The organism is Psychromonas aquimarina ATCC BAA-1526 (assembly GCF_000428725.1).
GTDB lineage: Bacteria > Pseudomonadota > Gammaproteobacteria > Enterobacterales > Psychromonadaceae > Psychromonas > Psychromonas aquimarina.
This window is the reverse complement of sequence record NZ_AUAM01000008.1, coordinates 142,207-160,140: the sequence shown is the minus strand read 5'-3', so window position 1 is coordinate 160,140 and position 17,934 is coordinate 142,207. Positions and strand designations below refer to the sequence as shown.

The 17,934-nt window shown below is 34.8% G+C and carries 16 protein-coding genes; all 16 read right to left on the bottom strand.

Annotation, left to right across the window (positions count from 1 at the left end):
* Positions 1 to 10 precede the first annotated feature (10 nt).
* The gene (locus tag G337_RS0101850) at positions 11 to 1,399 is read right to left on the bottom strand and encodes a mannose-1-phosphate guanylyltransferase/mannose-6-phosphate isomerase (protein WP_037026888.1); all 1,389 of its coding nucleotides are present in this window, start codon (positions 1,397 to 1,399) and stop codon (positions 11 to 13) included.
* A gap of 605 nt (positions 1,400 to 2,004) precedes the next feature.
* Positions 2,005 to 3,897 (bottom strand): polysaccharide biosynthesis protein, encoded by a 1,893-nt coding sequence (locus G337_RS0101845; RefSeq protein ID WP_028862362.1) that lies wholly within the window; start codon positions 3,895 to 3,897, stop codon positions 2,005 to 2,007.
* A gap of 100 nt (positions 3,898 to 3,997) precedes the next feature.
* A complete protein-coding gene (locus tag G337_RS0101840) occupies positions 3,998 to 4,558 on the bottom strand; it encodes a sugar transferase (protein WP_028862361.1) in 561 nt (186 codons plus the stop codon).
* An 8-nt stretch (positions 4,559 to 4,566) separates the two neighbouring features.
* Positions 4,567 to 5,529 carry a UDP-glucose 4-epimerase family protein gene (locus tag G337_RS0101835; protein WP_028862360.1) on the bottom strand — a complete coding sequence of 321 codons (963 nt, stop codon included), beginning with the start codon at positions 5,527 to 5,529 and terminating at the stop codon, positions 4,567 to 4,569.
* A gap of 20 nt (positions 5,530 to 5,549) precedes the next feature.
* Positions 5,550 to 6,752, bottom strand: coding sequence for a glycosyltransferase family 4 protein (locus G337_RS0101830; protein WP_028862359.1), 1,203 nt, complete (start codon positions 6,750 to 6,752; stop codon positions 5,550 to 5,552).
* Complete coding sequence (gene wecB, locus G337_RS0101825; RefSeq protein WP_028862358.1) at positions 6,753 to 7,883, bottom strand: non-hydrolyzing UDP-N-acetylglucosamine 2-epimerase; 1,131 nt, start codon at positions 7,881 to 7,883, stop codon at positions 6,753 to 6,755.
* 3 nt (positions 7,884 to 7,886) lie between these two features.
* Entirely contained in the window at positions 7,887 to 8,993 is a 1,107-nt protein-coding gene (gene wbjC, locus G337_RS0101820) for a UDP-2-acetamido-2,6-beta-L-arabino-hexul-4-ose reductase (RefSeq protein WP_028862357.1), read from the bottom strand.
* Positions 8,994 to 10,028 (bottom strand): polysaccharide biosynthesis protein, encoded by a 1,035-nt coding sequence (locus G337_RS0101815; RefSeq protein WP_028862356.1) that lies wholly within the window; start codon positions 10,026 to 10,028, stop codon positions 8,994 to 8,996. It abuts the gene before it with no gap.
* Positions 10,015 to 10,758, bottom strand: a complete 744-nt coding sequence (locus tag G337_RS0101810; protein WP_028862355.1) for a glycosyltransferase — start codon at positions 10,756 to 10,758, stop codon at positions 10,015 to 10,017. The genes G337_RS0101815 and G337_RS0101810 overlap by 14 nt, the downstream gene beginning before the upstream one ends.
* Position 10,759: 1 nt before the next feature.
* Positions 10,760 to 11,629: a glycosyltransferase family 2 protein gene (locus tag G337_RS25350; protein ID WP_051302884.1), complete on the bottom strand. Its 870-nt coding sequence runs from the start codon at positions 11,627 to 11,629 to the stop codon at positions 10,760 to 10,762.
* Between the two features lies 1 nt (position 11,630).
* Positions 11,631 to 12,458 (bottom strand): hypothetical protein, encoded by an 828-nt coding sequence (locus tag G337_RS0101800; protein WP_157619163.1) that lies wholly within the window; start codon positions 12,456 to 12,458, stop codon positions 11,631 to 11,633.
* Between the two features lie 362 nt (positions 12,459 to 12,820).
* Entirely contained in the window at positions 12,821 to 13,684 is an 864-nt protein-coding gene (rfbD, locus tag G337_RS0101790; RefSeq protein WP_028862353.1) for a dTDP-4-dehydrorhamnose reductase, read from the bottom strand.
* 71 nt (positions 13,685 to 13,755) lie between these two features.
* Positions 13,756 to 14,304, bottom strand: a complete 549-nt coding sequence (gene rfbC / locus G337_RS0101785) for a dTDP-4-dehydrorhamnose 3,5-epimerase (RefSeq protein ID WP_028862352.1) — start codon at positions 14,302 to 14,304, stop codon at positions 13,756 to 13,758.
* Entirely contained in the window at positions 14,304 to 15,188 is an 885-nt protein-coding gene (gene rfbA / locus G337_RS0101780; protein WP_028862351.1) for a glucose-1-phosphate thymidylyltransferase RfbA, read from the bottom strand. The genes rfbC and rfbA overlap by 1 nt, the downstream gene beginning before the upstream one ends.
* A complete protein-coding gene (gene rfbB, locus G337_RS0101775; RefSeq protein ID WP_028862350.1) occupies positions 15,188 to 16,258 on the bottom strand; it encodes a dTDP-glucose 4,6-dehydratase in 1,071 nt (356 codons plus the stop codon). The genes rfbA and rfbB overlap by 1 nt, the downstream gene beginning before the upstream one ends.
* Before the next feature lie 111 nt (positions 16,259 to 16,369).
* A complete protein-coding gene (locus tag G337_RS0101770) occupies positions 16,370 to 17,932 on the bottom strand; it encodes a capsular polysaccharide export protein, LipB/KpsS family (RefSeq protein ID WP_028862349.1) in 1,563 nt (520 codons plus the stop codon).
* Positions 17,933 to 17,934 lie beyond the last annotated feature (2 nt).

Genomic DNA, 17,934 nt, shown 5'->3' with positions numbered 1-17,934 from the left:
TTATCTCTTTCTATAATCTGACAATATCATCATTGTGAAGGTAGCTGCCCGACTGAACTTCGATCAGTTCAAGATCTACTTTACCTGGGTTTTCGATTTTATGAGCAACACCGATAGGAATATAAGTGGATTGATTTTCTGTCAGAAGAAAGACATCCTCACCTTTTGTCACTTTTGCAGTTCCTGAAACGACTACCCAATGTTCTGCACGATGATAATGCATTTGAACGGACTGCTCTTTTCCTGGCTTTACTGTGATCAAATTGACTTTATATCGGTCACCTTTATCAATGGCATCAGATATCCCCCAAGGACTATATACTTCTCGATGATCTTTAAATTCGGTTCTATTTTCTAATTTCAGGTGTTCAACGATTTTTTTGACTTCTTGAACTTTAGATTTATCTGCAACTAAAACCGCATCTTTTGTTTCAACAACAATTATATCTTTTAAGCCAACAGCAGCGACTAGCTTATTCGGAGCATGAATTAAACAGCCGGTTGTCCCTTTTAAAATAGCGTCTCCATGATATACATTTTGATTATTATCTTTCTCTGATACTTCCCATAATGCAGACCATGAACCTACGTCACTCCAGCCGGCGTCCATTGGCACAACAACTGCTTTCGTTGTTTTTTCCATGACTGCGTAATCAACAGAATCATCCGGACACTTTAAAAACTCATCTTTTGATACACGTATAAAATCAAGATCAGTTGTGCTTTTCTCTACTGCTTTAGCACAGGACTCATATATTTCTGGAGATAACCGCTTCAGTTCATTTAGAAAAACGCTTGCTTTAAACATAAAACAACCGCTGTTCCAATAATATTCTTCTGATTTAAGATATTCTTCAGCTGTTTCTAAATTTGGTTTTTCCACAAACCCTTTAACTCTATAGCCTTTATCACCAGTAATATCACCGCGGTGGATATAGCCGTATCCGGTTTCTGGAGCTGTTGGTACGATACCGAAAGTCACCAATTCGTTCGTAGAGGCGAGCTCTAATGCTTGAGTGATCGAACGTTGAAATGCAACTTTATCAGAAACCACATGGTCGGCGGCAAGTATTAATAAAATAGGATCTTCACCATGAGCAATCGCTTCAAAAGCAGCTAACGCTATAGCAGGAGCAGTATTTCGACCGGCAGGCTCTAATATAATTCTTGATTTATCACCATAATTTCGAATTTGTTCTGCAACAATAAAGCGGTGTTCTTCATTTGAGATAATAATAGGATCAGAGGCTTCTAATCCATGAATTCTGTCTAATGTTGCTTGTAACATTGTTAAATCGTTTTGATTATCCAATGCTAAAAACTGCTTTGGAAATTTCAAACGAGATAAAGGCCACAACCGAGACCCCGATCCTCCGGCCATAATCACAGGGATAAACATAATTAATCCTAATTAAAAACTGTGAATTTTACATCAGTTCTTAGTAGATTTCTAATGATAACGTTAAATTCGCCCCTTAGACTAACTTATCAGGTACTCCCCCGTCATTCCCAAATTGGTTTGTCGATAATCTCAGAGCCAATAGCACCATAATGCAACGAGCTCAGCAACATGCAACTATCGGCTTCAATATCTCATCGTACATCTAAACAAAAAATCAGTGTAAACATCGTAGTAAAGCATTTTTACTTGCTATCCAATATTTACTGGTATGCGTGACAAATAATACCTATTTTCCAATGAACCGACAATCTCTGATAATCTTTGCCAAAACCACTTACAAGCTCTATCCATGTATCATCAACAATGCCAATGAATTTAATAATGACGGGTGATTAGTAGGAATAACACCATATTTATCAATTCTGAGTACTCTCACCGTCCAATCTGGCAGTTTAATGTAATCAATGGGTGAATAAATTATACCATCTGGATTCGCTTGATGTCTGTCATTAACAAAACGAAAACGCTGGCCCCCAGTTCCAGAGGTGGTGAAGCACATGATAACTGTTTGCGCCAGTGTACGGTTGTACTTGACAAGAGTACTACTGGTTAACCTTCCAAACCAAATCACCGATACCATCGGTTGGGTTAAAACCAGTTGGTGTGGATAATAAAATTTTACGTATCTGCTCATGATCAAAATTGTGACAAGCTTTGTCTAACCTCTCTAAAATTTCTTTATATTCACAATAAGGCAAGAAGCTTTCATTAGCTGTCATTATTCGTTCGTGTTCTGTCCCCATTACACCATCGCCAATCAACAACTCTTCAAATAATTTTTCACCTGGTCGTAATCCTGTAAATTTGATATCAATATCGCCAAGTGGGTTTTCTTGGGATTTCACTTCTAAACCAGAAAGCTTAATCAGGTTGGTCGCTAAATCAACAATCTTTACTGGCTCGCCCATATCCAATACAAAAACATCCCCACCTTTACCCATTGCACCTGCTTGTATAACCAACCCAGCGGCTTCAGGAATCGTCATAAAATAACGAATTATATCTGGATGAGTAATAGTGACATGATCACCCTCTGCTATTTGACGTTTAAATAACGGAATGACAGAACCAGAAGATCCCAATACGTTACCAAATCGCACCATACAAAAGCGTGTTTTACTATTTTCAGCGGCTAACGACTGTAATGTCAACTCTGCCATTCTCTTGGTTGTCCCCATTACATTAGTTGGTCTAACCGCTTTGTCTGTTGAAATCAAAACAAAAGATTCAACTTCAGCCTCAATCGCAGCAAGTGCGGTATAATAAGTACCGAAAACATTATTTCGCACCCCTTCAACCACATTATATTCAACTAATGGAACATGTTTATAAGCAGCTGCATGATAAAGAGTGTGCACTTTAAAGCTTTTTAACACAGCTTTTAAACGAGTCAAGCGCTGAACAGAGCCTAACAGAGGAATAATTTTTACATCTAGACCTTGTGATGCAACAAGCTCCGATAACTCTTTATCTATTTGATATAAAGAGAACTCAGAAAGTTCGAATAATACCAAGGAACTAGGTGATTGATGTATTATTTGACGACAAAGCTCAGAACCAATAGAGCCGCCAGCTCCCGTTACCATCACTATTTTATTTTTGATATTAGCTTCAAGAAGCTCTGCTTTAGCTGGAACGCAATCTCGTCCTAATAAATCTTCAATAGGTACATCACGTAATTGATCGATGGGTGCCGAACCATTTAAAATTTCATCAAAACTTGGAATTGATTTCACTTCTACCGGTAAATCAACCAGAGAGTCAATAATCACTTTACGTTGTGAGCGAGTCGCACTGGGCATTGCTAACAGCACTTTAATTGCACGAGTTTTCGAAACTAAGCAACTTAAGTTTTTACTACTGAATACCGTAAGACCGTTAACAACACTTTTAAACAGTTTTTTCTCATCGTCAATAAATGCAACAGGATGAAACTCATTTCCTTGACGTAATAAATTGACCAATTGGCGGCCAGAATCACCTGCACCGTAAATAATCACCCGCGTTTTTTGTTTATTATTCTGTTGAGCAACAATCACTCGTACAAATAACCGCGCACCACCACAGAGTAAAATAAGGTAAGTCCCGTAAAGAATAGGGACTGAGCGAGGAATAAACACATCAAAATAATAACCAAAAACAATAACTAACAATGCAGATATAAAACAGCTGATAACAATAGTTAACAGCGCATGCACGCTTAAAAAACGTAAAATAGCCCGATACAACCCTACCTTAGAAAAGAATAAAAGGGTTGTAATTGAAAGAGTAAGCAGTACTTGCCAGTATTGGTCAGTTTTAAAAAAATTCAAATCACCTAAACGTGTAGAGAATGCACCGAAAAAAGCGACACAAATAAAAAGTGCGTCAATAAAAACACTGATAATACGCTTACAAATGCGTGGTGTGGATAAAACAGAATCAATAAAAAACATAGGGCCTTGCCTAAACGAAGTTAGAGGTTAAAGCCCTATAAATCACATGTAAGGCTAATAAAAAAACAACATATCATAAAAGACAATTAAATGATGTAAATTATTTAACACGATCCCCGGAACCACTTCCTGTTGCCGTCATAATAATATATTTAAAATAATCTTTAACGGTTAATGCCTTAATCATTTCTTGATCTGTTTCAGCAAGTAACTTAGGTGTCGACATATCAATAGTATTAACTTGTGCAAGGCCTGTAATACCTGGCAGTACATCATAGACTCCACGACTATCTCGTTCAGCAATTAACTCTTCCTGGTTAAATAAGTTTGGACGAGGTCCGACAAAACTCATTTCCCCTTTTAATACATTGATTAACTGTGGAAGTTCATCAATTTTAGATTTACGTAAAAATGAACCTAACCTAGTGATCGATGCTGTACTCGCAAGATGACTCGCTACAGATTTTGTGTCGACCGACATAGTACGGAATTTAATAAGCTTGAAAGGACGCTTATTTTTCCCCACTCGCTTCTGAATGAAAATAGGAGATTTAGTATCAAAATAACCAATAATGGTCACAACCATAAGAATTGGAAATGTAATCATAAGACCACAAAAAGCCATGATAAAATCTAGAGTTCTAATTAAAAAAAAATTCATAGTATCAATTACTTTCTATTGTTTTTAATAAATGCAACTGCTGTTTTTTTCATACATTCAGCAATGCTATAAGGTGGTTGCCAGTTTAACAGCTTTTTTGTCTTTGATATATCGACTTGCAAAGAACCACATAAACGCTGTGATATTGCAGGCTTACCAATTAATTTAGCAAAAAAAGTAAACCATGAACTTGGTATTGTTAATAATCGACTAGGAACATCTAACGCTATAGCCATATGTTCTAACAAACCAGTAGTAGAAACATCATTATCATCAGACACTAAAAAGGTCTGATTTGCTGCTTTAGGGTGCTCGATACAAGTTACAATTAAATCAACAAGATTATCAACTGATACCAAACTACGTATATTATTTTTAATACCACCTAATGGTAAAGGAACACCTTTATTCACCCAATGCATCATAGAAGCGAAATTGGCTTTTACACCTGCCCCATAAACCAAAGGCGGGCGAATTATAACTACTTCCATTCCAGTATTATCTGCAATCTTACGTAAACCGATTTCAGCTTCATATTTGCTCAGCCCATATGGTTCTGTTGGCACAAAGCTACAATCAGGCTTAAATGGCCGACCAAGCTCTGTAGATTCACCGTTTACTTTAACAGAACTAATAAATATAAAACGTTTAACACCAGCATCAGCGGCTTGCTGTGCAAGGTTAAGTGTACCGTAGGTATTTACTGCTCGGAATTCATCTAATGGATTAGTAGAAGCATCATTCATGATATGAACACGAGCAGCGCAGTGGATAACAATATCGGCGTTAATTACAATCCTTTCCCAGTCCTGATTTTTACAGATATTATCAATAGAATATTGAGAAACTTGCCCATTTAACCTTTCATTTAAGCTTCGAACAGCAGCTCGTATATTATATTGTTTGCTGAGCAAATTTGGCAGAAGAGCCTGCCCAACAAAACCACTAATGCCGGTTAAAACAATTTCCATCCCCCCTCCCTAGATAAAGATCATAACTTTAAATTGCTTATAATTGTATTTGCCGCTGACTCTACTGAAAAGTGAGTCGCAAGTAAGCGGTTAGCATTATTGCCAATCTGCTTTCTGCGCTTTTCATCGACAGCTAAAATTTTTGCGGCTTCAAAAAACTCAGCGTCTTGACCATTTACCAAAATAAAGCCGGCATCCGCATCAGTAATAAATTCACTTAAATCATTCCCTTCATTAATACTGCCTAAAATAGGCAATGATTCAACCATATAACCAAGCAATTTACCTGGAAAATTATGGGTTTTGTGTGATGCAGCTAAAGAGAAAAGTCCCACATCAACTTGCGTTAATATTTGCTTATACCTCTCTTGGGAAACAGATGCCAATAAGGTGGTATTTGATAAACGTTGAGATTCGATGGTTTCTTTTACTAAATCAACTTCATCTCCTTGCCCGAGAAAAAGGAAATGCGCATTAGTAATTTCTTTCATGGAACGTGCTAAGCGTAATAAATTTCCCATGTCTTGCGCATGACCAATATTTCCACCGTAAAAGAAAATAACCTTACCTTGCAAGCCATAGGTTTCTCTTAAATCGGCATTCCCATCCCGTTGCAAAGAAGCAGTAGTGTCAGCCCAATTATATAATACGTGTGTATTAAATTTATCTTGGTGCTTATCTGTAAACAAAGTTAAATTTTTAGGTGACATTAAGCCGATAGAATCTGATGCGCAATAATTAACATTTTCAAAATAGCAAAAATATTTTTCAATAAGAGAGCCTTTTTTTATTAAGCCCTCATCAACAGCCCATTGCGGAAACATATCACGTAAAATCAAGTAAGATTTACATCTGTTTTTAGCCTTTATTTTATTTACTAAAGGACCAAAAAAAATAGACGGTGAATAATAGATAACTCCGTCAAATGGTTCTTTTTCAACTATATGAGGTATAGCAAGCCAAGCATTGAATGATAACAATGTTTCATTGATCGCTCGTTTAAACTTGCCCTCCCCCCTTAATTTTCCACTTTTGAACTTCCAATAAGTATTACCATCAAGACTGGAAATGTCTAATCGTTTTTCTTGCTTTGGCTTACCAGGCGCAATAATAACAACAGTATGCCCCTGTTTTTTTAATTCAGAAGCAAGTTCATGCAACATTTTTGCATGAACTAAGGTGCTATTGGGCAGGCTATCATCACCAATAATAGCTAAATGCATTTAAGACTTCTTCCATACAACACGATTAACATAATCAGTATAAGAATGAATAATTCTCACAACCTTGTCTGATACATTTGGCATAGAATAATCAGCAACTTGACGTAATGAGCGCTCTGTTCCTCGGCTTTGAGTCTCTAAAATTTGTAATGTTTGCACTACTCTTTCAGGCTCAAGTCCAACCATCATAACAGCAGCTTCTTCCATTCCCTCTGGTCGCTCATGTGCTTCACGAAGATTAAGGGCGGGGAAGTTAAGAATTGATGATTCCTCATTGATTGTTCCACTATCAGAAAGAACAGCGCGAGCTTCTTTTTGTAGTTTCACGTAATCTTTAAAACCAAGTGGTTTTAATAATTGAACTAATGGATGGAATTTGATTTGCTTAGCATCAATTCGTTTTTGCGTTCTAGGATGCGTCGATACAATTACAGGTTCATTATAAATTTCTGCAACTGTATTTAATGTTAATGCCAACTTATCTAAGTTAACATCTGAATCAATATTTTCTTCTCTATGCGCACTTACAATAAAATATTTTCCTGATATTAAGTCTAATCTTGAAAGTACATCAGAAGCATCAATTTCATCACTATAATGTGTCAAAACTTCACACATAGGACTGCCAGTTTTAATTGTTCTGTCTGCAGGCAAGCCCTCTGCGAGTAAGTATTCACGAGCTATATCGCTGTATGTAAGATTAACATCAGCGGTATGATCAACAATTCTACGATTAATTTCTTCCGGCACACGCATATCAAAGCAACGATTACCAGCTTCCATATGGAAAATAGGAATTTTACGACGTTTTGCAGGGATTGCAGATAAACAGCTATTAGTATCACCTAAAACTAAAAGTGCTTCTGGCTTTATTTTTTCAAGTACTTCATCAACCGAAATAATAATTTGACCAATTGTTTCTGATGCATTTTTACCTGCAGCATTTAAGAAATAATCAGGCTTACGTACACCGAGATCATCAAAAAAGATTTGATTTAATTCATAGTCATAATTTTGACCAGTGTGAACAAGAATATGCTCACAATGCTCATCTAACTTAGAAAGAACCCGTGATAAACGAATAATTTCAGGGCGCGTGCCTACAACACTTACAACTTTTAATTTTTTCATTACTTAAACCTTAAAATTAATCGTATCTGGATTTTCACGATCAAATATTTCATTAGCCCATAACATTACAATTAGCTCATCTTCACCGATATTTGTTATATCATGTGACCAACCAGGAGCTGTTTCAACTATTTGTGACTCTTCTCCATCAACAAGCAACTCATAAGACTCGCCAGTGATAATATGTTTAAACTTAAATGATGCCTTGCCTTTAATAACTAAAAATTTTTCAGTTTTAGTATGGTGATAATGTCCACCTCTGGTAATACCAGGATGAGCAGTAAAGAAAGAGAATTGACCAGAGTCTTTTGTTTTAAGCATCTCAACAAAGGTGCCGCGTTCATCACCGTGCCGAGTTACCGAATAAGAAAACTGTGACGGTTCAAAATAACTAAGATATGTTGAATATAAAGCACGAATAAAATCAGTTCCTACTTTTTCAGTAACAATAGAATCGCGACTGCCTTTAAACTTAGTCAATAAGTCTACTACTTCTCCAACTGTTGTTCTATAAATAGGGGATATTTCACAATATTGGCTATTCACAATTGAGCCTTCTAATAGGCGAACAAAGTTTTTACAAACATCATCAATATACACAAGGTTTAATTGCGCATCAGCATTATGAATAGTAATTGGTAAATCATTAATTGTGTTATAACAAAAAGTAGCAACAGCAGAGTTGTAGTTAGGACGACACCATTTGCCAAACACATTTGGAAGACGGTAAATATAAACTTCTGTTCCAGTTTTTTCTCGATAATCTTTTAGAACTTCCTCCGCTCCAGCTTTACTAGCACCATAAGCGTTATCTAGACTAGCCTGAATAGAAGACGTTAAAACAATAGGAGTTTTTTTACCACAAGATACTAGCTGATCAACAATCAGAACAGTTAAATCTGTATTACCTTTTTTAAATTCATCTTCACTTTCAGGGCGATTAATCCCTGCTAAATGATAAATAAAATCAGCCTGTTCAACTTTATTTAAAATATCTTCTTTTGAATCATCAAGGGTGATGGTTGATAATGACTCATAACCAGCTTCTTTTAAGAATACACATAAATTTCGACCGATAAAACCATCTGCACCTGTAACTAAAATTTTCATTTATACACCTTCTGGAACAATTAAATTTCCAGATTCAATGTCTCGCATAAAATCAAGTTTTCTTAATAAATCCTTCATTCCATCAACATCTAAACGCTGAGTATTGTGAGAATTATAATCCTCTACTTTAGAAAGATCTTTATCACCCTCTTCCATATATTGAGAATAATTCAAATCTCTATTATCAGCAGGAACTCGGTAATAATCACCTTGATCTTGTGCTACAAACATTTCTTCGCGACTACATAATGCTTCAAATAACTTTTCACCGTGACGTGTGCCAATTACATTTACTTGATGATTAGGCTTATCCATTAAACTAAAAATTGCTTTTGTTAACACATCAATGGTTGCACCAGGTGCTTTTTGAACAAAAATATCGCCATTGCTACCATGTTTAAATGCATGCAAAACTAAATCAACAGCATCATCTAAAGTCATCATAAAACGAGTCATACTAGGATCTGTTACTGTAATAGGAGAACCTTCTATTATTTGACGAACAAATAAAGGAATAACACTACCACGAGATGCCATTACATTACCGTAACGAGTAGTACAAATAGTCATATTTTCTGGAACATTCCGTGATTTAGCAACAATTACTTTTTCCATCATAGCTTTTGATATACCCATTGCGTTAATAGGGTAAACCGCTTTATCTGTACTTAAGCAAACTACATTTTTAACACCATAATTAATTGCAGCTTCTAATACATTTTCAGTACCGAGCACATTTGTTTTAACGGCTTCTAGCGGGTAAAACTCACAAGATGGAACTTGCTTAAGGGCAGCCGCATGGAAGACAAAATCGACACCCCGCATTGCATTTGAAATACTTTGATAATCACGCACATCACCGATATAAAACTTCAATTTATCTGAATTAAATTTTTTTCGCATATCATCTTGTTTTTTCTCATCACGAGAAAAAATACGAATTTCTTTAATTTCCGTTTCCAAAAAACGATTTAAGACGGCATTACCAAATGAACCTGTACCACCTGTGATTAATAAAATTTTATTTTTGAACATAAATAAGCTTCCTTTTAAATGACACGAACGTCATTATCAATGCTTTCAATCTGAATTGAATTTTTTTCATTATTCCTAGATTTTTTTTAGGAGTGAGATTAGCCGAATGTTGTCTATAATATATTAAACTTTGATTATCACATTCAATTTCAGAATTCATTGTAGCGACAATTGAAATCCAGTGATCATGCGCATACGTAACCTTAGGAAATGGAAGCATTGTGTTTTTAAGAGTTGACTTAAAACTCATGCAACATCCGAAATAATGCTGCTTTACCAGCATATTGAATAGCTTACGGAATAAGGAAAAAGTATTAAACGACATATCAACGTTATTGTAGTTATTATCTATTATATTCCCATCTTCGGTTACTGTGGTTATTCCATGATGGTAAAGTACTAGTGAAGAATTTGAGCTAAATTTAGCTTTAATAACTTTTAATTTATTTTCAAACCAAATATCATCCTGATCAGAAAGCACTATTATATCATTCTTAGAAAGCTGAATTGCTTTCTCGAAATTTCTCACATGCCCTAAATTGTAGTCATTTACATAAAGTTTAATACGATCATCATTCAAACACTCAATGATATTTATAGTATTGTCAGATGATAAATCATCACAGATAACCACCTCATCTTCTTTACCTAATTGATGCAATATGCTTTGTAATTGCTGATATATATACTTTTCACCATTGTAAGTTGTTAAACATACAGAAATTTTCATGTTATCCCTTTTGCTTTTTTATTAAAAAAGTAAGCCCGTCATGAATTCCTTTGCAACCTGATATAAAGTGTTGCCATTTGTTCTTTCCAAACACAACAGAAAGGAACAATTGAATATTACTACTCAAAATAAGTTTGAAAGAATACAAAAATGGGATATGTGATTTACTTAATAAATAAAAGGGATTTCTATTTTTGTAATAAGTTCGAAAAGGTGAATGTATTGATCCACCAAGTGGCACCTTACTTTTCCCGTCACCTATGCTATGCAACAATTCGACAGTTGGAATACAAATAATTGGAATACTATATTTAATACACCTAAAACACCATTCAAAATCTACAAGGTCAATAAAAAGTTTGTCATCCATTAGCCCTGCTATTTTAAATACATTTGCAGTTGCAACACTTCCAGAAGAAATAGCTAAATCTACACTTAAATTACTTTCCAAACCTCTGCTGTAACTCTTTTGGCCTAGCCCGAATTTTGATAATTTGAAGTTAGGTAACTCTTGTCCTGTTTTTTCATCTATAACTACAGGACAAAATACTGAATTAACCTGAGGATCTTTTCCATAAATCATATCAGAATAAAAATTTTCAGGTATTTTGCTATCTTGATCAAAAAAACAAATAAAATCTGCACCTTGATTTAAAGCATTTTCTATACCTAAATTCTGTGCTTTTGCAATACCTAAATTTTGAGAGTTATAAATAATATTATCTTTAGGTATTGGTAAATCTAATAAAACTTGGTTTGGAGAGTTATCAACAACAACTGCATTAATGTGCTGCTTTTTTAAAGAGCAAATCATTTTTTGTAAAGCTGTAAGTTCTGGATGAAATGTAATAATTACTGCAATTACCCTCATATTATTTTTTATCCTCATGATGTAAAATTTCAGACCAATACCATAAAACCACAATAAACCCTACAGAATTCACCAACATTGGATTAGTTATTGACATTAAAATATAAATAAGCATAACAACAAGTGGAAACCCATTATCAACTTTCCAAGGGGCAATAGAAAAAGATGGAAAAAGTATTGCGAAATAAAAAACAATAGTTAAAACAATTCCAAAATATCTTATATTATCTAATATTGTTATTTCTGTTTGCGAAGTAAATTCATTAGAGGCACTTGAAAAATATAAACTAGCTAACCCCTCTCCAAAAAATATGTTGTAGTTATTTACCCAATCAATAAAAGATATTGCATGTTTTATTTTATGTGACGTACCTTCGTCAGATAAAGAGAACATAGCTATTGAAAAATCACTAAAAAACGCTATAAATAAAAAACACAATAAACAAATTCCAACAAGAAAAAATAAGGTTATTGGTTTAACTTTTTTTAAAGTTAAAAATACAAGGGCAAGAAAAACACCTACCAGCAAAGATCTCGCCGAACTAAGTATAATGACAAATAAAAATAATAATAATAATATAAAATCAACTAAATTAATTTTTTTGAACATTTTTTTTAACACGATAGAAATGCTAACAAATAAGAATGTCACTCCTCCTAGACGAAAGAAATCTTGTGCACCATTCCCCACATCCCGTACCCCCTGACTCCCTCCACCATAACTTTTAAATAAGGCAGAAACCATATTTAGCTCGTATAAAATTGAAAGCATAAGAAGTATCGTCCCGATACACAGCACAATTCCAGATAATAAAGCTATCTTATTCATATCGATCCTGAAAAGATTAATGAAATATATCAAAAACAACATAGCTGTAGATAAAAAAAGCTGATTCCTTAATCCTTCAGTTACTTCAAAACCAAATGAAACAACAAACGAATATAAAAACACAAAAAATATAACAAATGGTGAGAAGGTTTTCACCTTAAAGTCACACTGATTATAAACCATGCCAAAAAGTAACAAAACCATCATAACTAGCAATAACAGTTTATTAAAAAACATAACTGGCAATACAAAAGAGAAAGAAGCAAATAACAAAAAACAAATGAATGGAAAAAAACGCAAAATCAACTCTCTTAAAATTAACTACCTTTTTATAACAGCAATAAAAAATGCATAAGTAATAGCTAAACTAACTCATCCAACATTGCAGAAAGCTGTTTACGCCAATGCTTCGTATTTAAACCGGAAACCTCTATTGCACTTGATTTATCTATTATAGAAAATGCGGGTCTTTGAGCAGGTGTTGGGTATGCATTTGTTGGAATAGGTTTAACAGGAATATCAGCTGTTATTAACCCCTTGGCTATTGCTAATTCTTGAATGGCAATAGCAAAATCATACCAAGATGCAACGCCAGCATCGGTCCAATGATAAGTACCTATAACCTCTGCTTTGTGAGCAATTATCCATAACCACTGGGCTAAGCCTTTAGCCCAGGTTGGTGTGCCAATCTGATCATATATGATCCCTAATTGAGGCTTTTCTTGCATTAGCCGCAACATGCTTTTTACAAAATTATTACCGTTAGCAGAGTACACCCAAGCTGTACGAACAATAACACTGGATTCTGGTAATATTTGGTTAAGCACAATCTCACCAGCCAATTTAGAGGCGCCATAAACATTTAAAGGGTTAGGTTGAGCATCTGTTTGATAAGGTGTTGCAGCCGCTCCATCAAAAACAAAGTCTGTTGAGATATGCAATACACGAGCACCAATTTTTTTACATGCCTCCGCTAAATATTTCACACCAAGCTCATTAACAGCATAAGCGGTATCAGCGTCTTGTTCTGCTTGATCAACAGCAGTATAAGCAGCTGCATTAATCACTAAATCAGGTCTGCTTTTGATGATAAAGTCTGCAACCAAGCTTTCATCAGCAATATCAAGCTCATCAACACCGACGCTTATAACATCAAACTCTTTGGGCGCTAACTGCTCAAGCTCCCAAGCAAGTTGACCGCCTTTGCCGGTAATTAAAACTTTCATTATTATTCCTTAAAGGAGTTAAGAGGGATGAAGTCGCGTAATGAGTGATGAAAACGAATCACTCACAAGCATCAATTAAACTTAGGAGAATCTACAAATGACAACGCATTGGCATCTTTACCTGAAAGTAATGGCTCTTTACCATCCACTAAAGGCCATTCAATACCAACCTCTGAATCATCCCATTTCATAGAGACATCAGATTCAGGATGATAATAATCAGTGCATTTATATACAAACTCTGCCGACTCACTTAAAACATAAAAACCATGAGCAAAACCTTCCGGTATCCATAATTGTCGTTTATTGTCGCTTGATAGCTCAACACCAACCCACCGACCAAAAGTCGAAGATGATCTTCTCATATCCACTGCGACATCATAAACACTTCCAGAAATAACTCGAACTAGCTTACCTTGAGTTTGATCTTGCTGATAATGCAATCCACGCAAAATTCCTTGTGATGATTTACTGTGATTATCTTGAACGAAAGGTTTTGCACCTGTTTTCTCTGCAAATAGCTCCGCACGAAATGTTTCCATAAAAAAGCCTCGTTCATCACCAAAAACTTTCGGCTCTATAATTTTGACATCTTCAATACTTGTATTTATAAATTTCATTAAACAGCCCCACTTGCGATATTAAATAAGTACTGACCGTAACCTGTTTTCTTTAGCTTCTCTGCCTGAGCAAGTAATTCATTTTTATTCAACCAACCCTGCACGTAAGCAATTTCCTCTAAACAAGCTACTTTGAAACCTTGGCGATGCTCAACAGTTTGTACAAAATGACTGGCTTCTAATAACGAATCATGGGTGCCTGTATCAAGCCAAGCAAACCCACGACCTAATAATTCAACATTCAGGTCGCCACGATTCAGATAAGCAATATTAACATCAGTAATCTCTAATTCACCACGGTGTGATGGTTTGATAGATTTGGCTATTTCAACTACGTCATTATCGTAAAAATACAACCCGGTCACAGCATAATTTGATTTTGGCTGTTCAGGTTTTTCTTCAATGCTTAATGCTTTTCCAGTTTCATCAAACTCAACTACACCAAAACGTTCAGGATCGGTCACATGATAACCAAAAACCGAAGCTCCTTTTTCAACCTTGGCTGCAGCAAGTAATTTGTCTGAAAAATGCTGACCGTAAAAAATATTGTCCCCCAGCACCAATGCGACATTGCTATTCCCAATAAACTCTTCGCCGATTATGAAGGCTTGAGCCAATCCGTCTGGTGAAGGCTGCTCTTTATAACTAATTTCAATACCAAACTGGCTTCCATCACCAAGCATACGCTCAAAGTTCGGAAGATCCTCCGGCGTGGAAATAATCAGTATGTCTTTTATACCCGCTAACATTAATACTGATAACGGGTAGAAAATCATTGGCTTGTCATAAATAGGAAGTAGCTGCTTTGATGTTCCTAATGTGATTGGATGCAAACGGCTTCCTGAGCCTCCCGCAAGAATAATACCTTTATAGCTAACCGCCATTAGTTATCTCCAATACGCTTAAGCTGATATTCACCGCTTAATACACGCTTCCACCAGTTTTCATTACTCAAATACCATTCAACTGTTTTGCGAATACCTGTATCAAAACTCTCTTGAGGTTTCCAGTCTAAATCACGCTCAATTTTTGAAGCATCAATTGCATAACGAACATCATGCCCGGGGCGATCTGTAACAAAGGTGATTAAGTCGCTATAAGATTTCAAATGCTCTGTTTTTTCAAATGATGAAGTTGGCACTAACTCATCCAATAAAGAACACAATGTTTTTACCACTTCAATATTCTTCTTCTCGTTATGCCCACCAATGTTGTAAGTTTCTCCTACCTCACCTTTAGTCACAACTTTATAAAGAGCACGAGCGTGATCTTCAACATATAACCAGTCACGGATCTGACTGCCATCACCATAAATAGGCAATGCTTTCGCTGATAATGCATTTAAAATAATATGCGGGATCAGTTTCTCTGGGAAATGATAAGGGCCGTAGTTGTTCGAGCAGTTAGTGATAATAGTAGGCAAACCATAAGTACGGTTCCAAGCTCTTACTAAATGATCACTCGATGCTTTAGAAGCAGAATAAGGTGAACTTGGGTCATACGAAGTTTCTTCGCTGAAAAGAGCATCAGTTCCTTCTAAATCGCCATAAACTTCATCAGTTGAAATATGGTGAAAACGAAAAATTGATTTTTCAGCTCCCTCAAGTTTATTCCAGTAACTACGAGCTGCCTCTAATAAAACAAAAGTCCCCATAATATTAGTTTGCATAAACGCAGTTGGTCCATCAATAGATCGATCTACATGCGACTCAGCGGCCAAATGCATAACCGATGTAGGTTTATATTTTTCAAAAACCTCAGTCATTGCCTTAGCATCACAAATATCAGCCTGCACAAAATAATAACGCTCATTGTTTGACACAGTAGCAACAGATTCAACATTACCTGCATAAGTAAGTTTGTCTACATTAACTACAGAATCATTTGTATTTTCGATAATATGGCGTACAACAGCACTACCAATAAAACCAGCTCCGCCGGTGATTAAGATCATAGGTACTCCCAAAGAAGTTAAAAACAGTATTAATTGTAATTATTTTATTTTTAATGGTAAAAATTTACAGAAAAGAAACCAACAAAGGCCAAATGTAATAACAAAAAATAATTATTGTAAAACATTAACAGTCTCTTTATATAAAACATTTTCAAACATAGTCTCTACTTCATTGTTTTTGACTATATTAAGCAATATATTGTCGTAGTTAGCATGGTTACTACTGAAATCATCCATCAAATAATTCAATTTCGCATTCTTTTTTATGAATAAATAATAAAAGACCATCTTGGCTTTATGTATTGTATCTTTATCTAATTTTACTACTTTATCTAAATTCTTAATTGTTTTCTCATAAACTGATTTAGATACAGAGCTGATATCTATACCATATCCAGAATAACAACCATCTCCAGCGGTTACCACAGGAATACCAAAAGTTGCAAACTCCAATCCAGCCGTGCCTCTTACAGTTAAAATAACATCAGCAAAATCTTTAATCGTAGCCGTATTCATATCATTTGGAACAATTTTTACATTATTAATATTTAATTCACCCAACAAATTTTCGATAACACCTGATTCATTAAACATATATGAAGTTGGATGAGGCTTTATAACCCAATTTACATTATCTAGCTCTTTAACCATCTGCAACAAATTAACTAACCACACATAGTAATCGCAGTATAGTCCATTCGCTATATGCGGAAAATCACTGAATGCGTGAGGCATTATCACGACATTCTGTTTATGTTTATCTAACGATAATATTTTTTCAATTGAACTTTTAGAATATATTTTTTTATCTTTATATGAAGCTAAAACATCTATTTCATTAATATTACCTGAAAATCGTTTTTTAAAGTAAGACTCTACTTCTTTATCAAAATCAACACCCTGAAGTCTTTCTGCCATGTCACTTAATGAAATTTCCGGATGATAAAAATGGGTTGTCACATTATCCTTATGAAGAAATTTCAACTCTTTTGTCGGCATTAATGTTTTTATTCCTCTTTGTACCGCCACTCTATATAAAACACCATGGTTTAAATAACATTTATCAGCAACAATTAAATATTCTACCGAATTATCATCGAAAACTGCAGACACAACTTTATATTTAAAAATAGCAGACACAATATATTTAAAAAGCATAAAATCTTTTTCTGGACTGTATTTATCATTAGAAAATCGAATATAAGCATCGTATATCAAATCGCCAATAGTTATATCCTTGTATTTAATACCCTCTATATCAGCAAGGTTTTTTATACTTCTGAATAATCCAATGGCTTCAAAAAAACTAACAGCAAAATACAAAGCTTTTTTTAAACTTGGTAATGAAAACAAAATAACTTTACTAATTAAATAAGACTTAACTAGCTTATAATAGGGTTCATTGAATTTAGAGGAAGCCGATAACAAGACAATAATATTTAAATTTTTAATTTTCTCTACCGTTTTCGCGACTCGCATATTAGATTCAAGTTCAAATGGATTTTTTTCTGATACTTCTACTAATACTATTTTTTTACTATCCTTATGGCATCTTTTTGTCTTTTGAGACTGCCAAAATAACTTGTTATTTTTTATAAAATGAGAGTGGCTTTTTTTTAATCTATTCTTGTCACCTAGCCTTTTTATAATTTTACTCATTAATTTATTTAGCATGC